General features: G+C 47.6%; 6 protein-coding genes. 3 read left to right on the top strand and 3 right to left on the bottom strand.

The window, feature by feature from the left end:
• Both AC9UG7_RS04845 and AC9UG7_RS04840 read left to right on the top strand, forming a co-directional pair.
• Positions 1–731 (top strand): zinc metalloprotease (locus AC9UG7_RS04845; RefSeq protein WP_509584942.1); only part of this gene is annotated, 731 nt, incomplete at its 5' end.
• A 108-nt stretch (positions 732–839) separates the two neighbouring features.
• Complete coding sequence (locus AC9UG7_RS04840) at positions 840–1,250, top strand: FKBP-type peptidyl-prolyl cis-trans isomerase (RefSeq protein ID WP_509584939.1); 411 nt, start codon at positions 840–842, stop codon at positions 1,248–1,250.
• Between the two features lie 23 nt (positions 1,251–1,273).
• On the opposite strand, the gene AC9UG7_RS04835 is transcribed toward AC9UG7_RS04840, so the two are convergent.
• The 3 genes from AC9UG7_RS04835 to AC9UG7_RS04825 all read right to left on the bottom strand — a co-directional run bounded on the left by AC9UG7_RS04835 (position 1,274) and on the right by AC9UG7_RS04825 (position 4,592).
• Positions 1,274–2,833: a PhnE/PtxC family ABC transporter permease gene (locus AC9UG7_RS04835; protein WP_509584936.1), complete on the bottom strand. Its 1,560-nt coding sequence runs from the start codon at positions 2,831–2,833 to the stop codon at positions 1,274–1,276.
• 5 nt (positions 2,834–2,838) lie between these two features.
• Positions 2,839–3,648: a phosphonate ABC transporter ATP-binding protein gene (locus AC9UG7_RS04830; protein WP_509584933.1), complete on the bottom strand. Its 810-nt coding sequence runs from the start codon at positions 3,646–3,648 to the stop codon at positions 2,839–2,841.
• A 68-nt stretch (positions 3,649–3,716) separates the two neighbouring features.
• Positions 3,717–4,592, bottom strand: a complete 876-nt coding sequence (locus AC9UG7_RS04825; protein WP_509584930.1) for a putative selenate ABC transporter substrate-binding protein — start codon at positions 4,590–4,592, stop codon at positions 3,717–3,719.
• A gap of 232 nt (positions 4,593–4,824) precedes the next feature.
• On the opposite strand from AC9UG7_RS04825, the gene AC9UG7_RS04820 reads away from it, so the two are divergent.
• A complete protein-coding gene (locus AC9UG7_RS04820; protein WP_509584927.1) occupies positions 4,825–6,195 on the top strand; it encodes an MFS transporter in 1,371 nt (456 codons plus the stop codon).
• Positions 6,196–6,236 lie beyond the last annotated feature (41 nt).

Below are 6,236 nucleotides of genomic sequence, written 5' to 3'. Positions count from 1 at the left end.
TTGAGGTCAGCAAGAACACAAATACTGCACCTGTGATTGAGCCATCTGGCAGCGTCACGTCGACCAAAAAAATTAAACGTCTTCCTAATAAAGTGGAGGAAAAAATAGCTGTCAGTAAGGAATATTCCTTGCGGGAAAGTGAGATTGCACAATGTCTTCCTAATGAATCAGTGACTTGGAAAGATGGTCCCAGCGACGGCAAAATGCTCAGTCCCATCATGACGTATGTATACGATCACCAAGGTGCACCTGCCTCTGTTAACGAGGACGCCGTTTTGTCAGTTTTGCAAAATTCCACGCAGGCTTGGGACCAGTGCGGAGGTCAAAACACCGTGTTTTTAAAACGTGATCTCAAAGACTCGAATGCTGGTGTGAAAATTTCTGTGCAGTGGAATGACGATGACAAACTGGGTACGATAGGACTGGCCAACATCACAAAAAAAACCCTAACGCTCAGTCCCGAAGCGTTTCAAAATTTGAAAAAAAGCAATGCAAATCGCAATTTAATGGAAACCCTGCAAATGGTTGTTTCGCATGAGATAGGTCATTTTCAAGGATTATTGTCACATTCGCGTCGATGTGTGGATGTCCTGTCTTACTACACCAATGATGCGGGAGAAAAATGCTCTATCCGCGATAACGGTGTCATGCCTAAAAATTTCGAATACCGCGCATTACTGCCAACTGCGTGCGATATTCAACGTTGCTTGGCCTCAAACAGCAAGCAATAAAACTTCTTTGATGCTTTTGCTGACTATCCATGGGGACGTTTCAGTAATCTTCATCTCCGCTAACGCCAACGTAGATAATGTCAATCTTTCAATCAACCCCTATTCATCATGACTTTGATTAAATTGCAGGGCGTATGTCTTGCCGGACTGATCTTTTGCAGTGCAGCTTTGGCTGACATCAAAATTGAAACCCTACCAACGGGTATCAAAATCGAACATCTCAAAGAAGGTGCTGGTGCAACGCCTGCTGCTTCAGACACAGTGGTGGCCCATTACCGTGGCACCTTGCCAGATGGAAAAGAGTTTGACAGCAGTTACAAGCGCGGTGAACCCATTGCGTTTCCTTTGTCGCGTGTGATTCCATGCTGGACCCAAGGTATGCAAAAAATCAAGGTGGGTGGCAAAGCCCGTCTGACATGTCCATCTGAGACGGCTTACGGTTCAGAAGGCATACGCGGTGTGATTCCACCCAACGCAGTTTTGGTATTCGAAGTGGAGTTGGTCAGTATCAAGAAATAGATGCTTAGAAATGGTTGGCCGGTTCAGGCTTGCATGAACCGGCGCAACCATGCGCTGGCTTGGTCGACCAAGATGGACAGAAATAACATGGCTACGATGACTGAACTGGCTTGCGCATAGTTCATCAATGACATAGAAACATAAAGCAACTGCCCTAAGCCGCCAGCGCCCACAAATCCCAATATGGCTGCCATGCGTATATTCATCTCCCATCGATACAAGGTGTAGGCCAGTAATTGAGGTGCTATCAATGGCAAGGCGGCATACAAAAAGGCGAGGGAGCTTGTGGCTCCGGCCTGCTTCAAAGCATTGATGGGTTGTATGGGTGCATTGTCAATCGCTTGCGCAAACAGTCGACCCAGCACGCCCGTGGTGTGCAAGGCCAGTGCCAAAGTGCCTGCAAATGAACCCAGACCGACAGCAAGCACAGTGATTGTGGCCCACACCATTTCAGGAACGCTGCGGCAAATATTCAAAAAAAAGTTGACTATCAGTCGGGGTTTGCATAAGGCAAACAGCAAGCCTGCTACAGCGGCACACACGGTTCCAAGTATTGAAATCGCAAGTGTTTGCCAAATGCCGTAGGAAATTTTTGTGAGCCAAGCAGAACTCATATCAGCTGGAAAAAAACCACTCGCAAAGCGGGCCATGGTTTGCAGTGCTTCGAAGCTAAACAGTGAAGAAAAGTCGGTCTGTAGCAAATGAAAGCTAGCTAAAACCAGTATCCATAACATAAAGGCCAATACCATGTGACGCCGATTAAAGGCAAATGCATTTGAAGAGGTTGTGGTTGCCGTGAAATCACGTAACCAGGCAGATAGCTTGTCGGCCAGAAATACCAATCCTAGAAATACGATAAGTACCGAGCAGGCTTCCCCACCATTGAGCATTTTCATGGCTTGGTCCATCAATTGACCCAGTCCTCCTGCACCCACAAAGCCCATGACTACTGACGCGCGTAAAGCACATTCCCAACGGTATACCGTATAGGAAATGAGTTCTTTGGATGCCAGCGGCAGCAATCCATAGAGCATGGCAAGCGGGCGGGGAGAGCCAGCCGCAATCAAGGCGTTTGCAGGTGCTTGGTCAACCGACTCCAGAATTTCTGCGTACACCTTTGCCAACATGCCGCCGTAAGTCAGTCCCAAGGCCAATATGCCTGCTGCAGGGCCTAAACCTAAGATGCGAACAAAGGCTAAGGCCCACACCAATTCGGGTATACCGCGCAACAGGGTCAGTAAACCGCGTGGCAGCAATTGCATTCCCAGATACGTTCGACACACGCTGCTTATCTTGTATGCCAGAGGTATACCAATCAGCATCGCAAACACCATCCCGACCGTGGCGATGGCAATGGTTTGCATCGTGGCATTGAAAAGTTCGATTAAAAAATCTGTGCTTGTTTGCGGAGGCAAAAAGGCCCACAAAAAATAACCAATGACTTTGAGATTTGCTGGGTCAATTAGCGCCCTCGGGTTGAACTCTGCGGCAATCAGTAAAGGCCAGACCAGCAGAATCACTGCAAGACATAAAGACAGGCGTTTCGCCGCAAGCGGATCCCGATGGTTGTGCTTGTTGGTCATACAAGTCACGCCGTGTGAGGAACAGGTGTTCTATTGACGGTTGTGTATCTATCCGTTGTGGAGTGATGAGCGGTGGATTCATTGGCATACAAATGGTCCAGCATTTGCGGGGTCACTTGTTGCGTGGGTAAATCAAATGCAATCTGACCGTCACGCAAACCAACGATGCGCTCAAAACAAGACAGCGCAATATCAACCGAATGCAGGCTGGTTATCAGCGTGGCTTTGCGTTCGCGAGCGTCTTGCTGCAACAACTGGATCATGGCTAAAGCCAAACCAGGGTCCAAGGCAGAAACGGGTTCATCTGCAAGCACAAGCGCTCCTTGTTGGTAAAGCACACGCGCCATACCCACACGTTGCAATTCCCCTCCAGAGAGTTGGTCGCAGCGGTCAAACAATTTTTCACTTAATTGAACTTTTGACAATACATCTGCTGCGCCATCCATATCCATAGGGTAGAGCAGGGATGCCAAGGATTTCCATGTCGGCCAGATTCCCAGTCGACCAGCGAGCACAGCAGTGACCACGCGTTGTCGGCCTGGCAACGGTGGTTGTTGATAGATTGAAGCAATCTGACTTCTTAAATGCCGCAAGGCACGCTTGTTGTCAGCGTCAACAGTTTGATTCAAAACGGTCAATCGACCATGTGTAGGTTTTAGCCGAGTGCCAATCAACGACAGCAATGTGGTTTTTCCAGCGCCGGATGGACCAATCAATGCGATTTGTTCACCTGACTTAGCTTGCAGGCTCAGGTCAGTAAGTGCTGTGACGCCATTGGCATGCACATAATCAATATGGTCTAGTTGAAAACTCATAAGCGCTGATTTTTCAAGTAAGTCAACTTATGCCAAGTTTGACAATGCGTCATGGGATCTGAGGATGTTTATTTCAATAAACCTGCAGACACGGCAGCCTTTTCTATACCGTCATAGTTCTCTTTGCGCGTAGGTATAAAACGTGTAGCACGTTGTAAGGTCAGAAGTTCTTTGTGCTCCTGGTTGTTTGGGTCCAGTTTTAGAAATGCATCCGTCAAGGCTTTGATTAACTTAGGATCTAAGTCGCCACGGACAGTCCAGTTGTAATCAAAAAATGTTGGCGTGGTGGCAAATACGCGCACCTTCTCGGGATCCACTTTTTTCTGTTCAACTAATTTGTCCCAGACAGAGGCATTGAGTACACCGGCATCTGCTTTCCCTGCAGAGACAAATGCCGCGGTTGCATCGTGCGCGCCTGAAAAGGCAATATTTTTGAAGTCCTTGTCTATGTTCAAACCTGCCTGCTGCATGAAAAAACGCGGCATCAAACTGCCTGAGGTGGAGGAGGGTGAGCCAAATGCAAATGTTTTACCTTTGAGATCATTCAAGGTTTTGATACTGGGGTCTGCGGTGATGAACTTGGAGGTAAATTTGGCATCTTCTTCTCGCTGCACGATGGGAACCGCACTGCCATTGGTGCGTATGCGCGTTTGTACGAAGGTAAATCCGCCTAACCATGCCATGTCAATTTTGCCGGCGGCCAAGGCTTCGACAACCGCGGCGTAATCGGTTACAGGAATAAAAATAACTTTCAAACCAGTTTGCGCAGACAGGTATTGACCCAAGGGAGCAAACTTGCGCTGTAACTCCGTTGGCGCCTCATCAGGGATAGCAGAGACTCGCAGCACGCCATCGTTGGCGAAAGAGGTCACATGGAAAAAGGTGGAGGCGGTCAGGGCTAACGCCCAGAGCAAAGCCAGTCGACGACTGTTGCAGTGAATCATGATGAGGTCCGATTTGAAAAAGCCACCGTCGTGCGGAATCACGTCGGTTTAATGAACGCCAAAGCGTGGAAATGCGGGGTTCGGTACACAGGACCGAGCAATTATTTTAACGCTGGCCTTTTTTGATTGGTGATTACCCTCACCACAGCGAATGAAAGCGTCTCAAAACATCACGTTTACAGTTGTCTGTGCTAAGGTCAAAGGTTATTGAATAGCAAGCAAGGTACTTCGAATGAATGATTCCATTTCCACTTCAGCCGACAGCGCTGAATTTGCCAAGGCCACTTTCGATAAAGTAGCCGGCCGCCTTATTCCCTTTCTTTTTGTTTGCTACATCGTGGCTTTTCTTGACAGGGTCAACGTGGGTTTTGCCAAGTTGCAAATGGCAACCGATTTGCATTTTTCAGATGCGATATACGGTTTTGGTGCGGGAATTTTCTTTATTGGTTATTTCATATTCGAAGTGCCCAGTAATGTGATTTTGGAAAGAGTAGGTGCTCGGCTTTGGATAGCACGAATCATGATCACTTGGGGGATTATTTCTTCAGCCTTCATGTTCACTGATGATATTTACTGGGGTTCCATCGCTACTTGGTTTAACTGTACCGACCCAGAGTTCACTTTTTATGTGTTTCGTTTTTTGTTGGGTGCATGTGAAGCTGGATTTTTCCCTGGCATCATTTTGTATTTGACTTATTGGTTTCCCGGTTCGCGCAGAACCAAAGTCATAGCCCTGTTCATGACCGCTATTGCCATATCCAATGTCATTGGCGCACCAGTGTCGGGTGCCATCATGCAGTACATGCAAGGCATTGGAGGCTTACGGGGTTGGGAATGGCTTTTTTTGCTTGAAGGCATACCCTCTGTGATCGTGGGTTGCTTAGTTTTTGTGTTTTTACCAAATGGTCCGCGTCAAGCTGAATGGCTTGATGAGCGTGAGAAAAACTTTATCGTCCATCAAGTAGAAGAAGATGACGCTGGCAAGAACGAACTCGGTAAAGGCCATCGTTTTTGGGACGCATTCTCTGACTACCGTGTATGGTTTCTGGCTGTGGTTTATTTTTCAGGTGTTGTGTGTTTTTACGCTATCAACTTTTGGATGCCCACCATCATTCAAGAGTTAGGTATTGATAAAAAAGACTTTCTCAAAGTGGGTTTACTCAGCATGATTCCTTGGGGTATATCTGCGGTTGTCATGGTGATCTGGGGAGCCCATTCAGACAAAACAGGTGAGCGCAGATGGCATGTGGCGTGTTCTCTGTTGCTCGGTGTATCCGGTCTGATTGGTTTGGCTTTGGTTGGTCATGCGCCCATTCCCTCGATGATTGCACTTACCTTGGTTGCTTCTGGCACCTTGTCATTTGTGGCGACCTTTTGGTCGCTGCCCACAGCTTTTTTGTCAGGTACTGCCGCAGCAGCCGGCATTGCATTTGTCAATTCTGTGGGTAACTTGGGTGGACATTTTGGTCCTGACTTGATTGGTCGCATTCGCACCATGTCAGGTGGAGCCAGTGAAGCCGCGTTCTTGGCTTTGGCAGCCATTGCAGTGCTTGGAGCAATCATCACCATTGCTTTACCAAATACACAGAAAAAATTGCATTGAGTTTGATGATATTTTGCAAACTGCACGAATGCTTTTCATGA

The organism is Limnohabitans sp. (genome assembly GCF_046052765.1).
Taxonomy (GTDB): domain Bacteria; phylum Pseudomonadota; class Gammaproteobacteria; order Burkholderiales; family Burkholderiaceae_C; genus Limnohabitans.
This window is presented reverse-complemented; position numbering and strand designations above follow the sequence as displayed.